We start from the raw sequence: 697 nt of genomic DNA, 5'->3' as shown, positions 1-697 counted from the left end.
GCCCCGTCCAGTCCCGTAGCGTAGCAAGCTGCTCGCGCGGGGTGCCGTAGTTGAAGCGGAACTCACATTCCTTCAAAAACAAGAAGAAGTTTTTGCGTGGAATTCCGTTGTACTTACGCAGAATCCGCTTGGATTGATTCCAGAAGTTCTCGATGCCGTTGATGTGGTTTCCACGACGACTGACGAACTCGTGACTGTGATTGACCCGACGATGCTTGAACCCGGAAACGTCCAAGATGTTGTAGCTGGCCAGGTGGTCGGTGTAGACCACCGAATGGGCTAAAACCCTGGTTTTTAGGGCTGTCAGCAAGGTTTGGCTGCGTGCATCTGCAACCGGCAGGGCGTACACCCGTCCACCTCGCTTGAGGATGCCGAACACGCAGACCTTACCGGCCGCGCCTCGTCCACGCTTGCCTTTTCGCGCACCGCCGAAGTAGCTCTCATCGCATTCGAACACCGCCAACTCCGGCTCCAATTCGGCCATCCGCGCCGCGATGCATTGACGCAACTTGTGGAAGTACAGCGCGGCCGAGTTGCGATGGATTCCGACCAGATCAGCCGCTGTTCGAGCTGTCGCTTGAGCCACGAACAGCTCGACCAGTCGAAGCTGGTTGTTTTTGCTTATCCGACAACGACTTAGAGTCATTTCTCATCCTAGATCGAATCCTTATCTAGGACAGCCCCAAAGCGAATCCCC

1 protein-coding gene is annotated in these 697 nt (G+C 55.8%); it reads right to left on the bottom strand.

Annotation, left to right across the window (positions count from 1 at the left end; translation table 11 throughout):
- Positions 1–646: IS1595 family transposase (locus tag AC3A4T_RS24520; protein WP_487677757.1), on the bottom strand; the 646-nt coding region annotated here is incomplete at its 3' end.
- Between the last annotated feature and the right edge of the window lie 51 nt (positions 647–697).

This window comes from Lysobacter sp. Soil_N_51 (genome assembly GCF_057655755.1).
The sequence above is the reverse complement of the archived record's forward strand: the minus strand, read 5'-3'. Positions and strand labels throughout refer to the sequence as shown.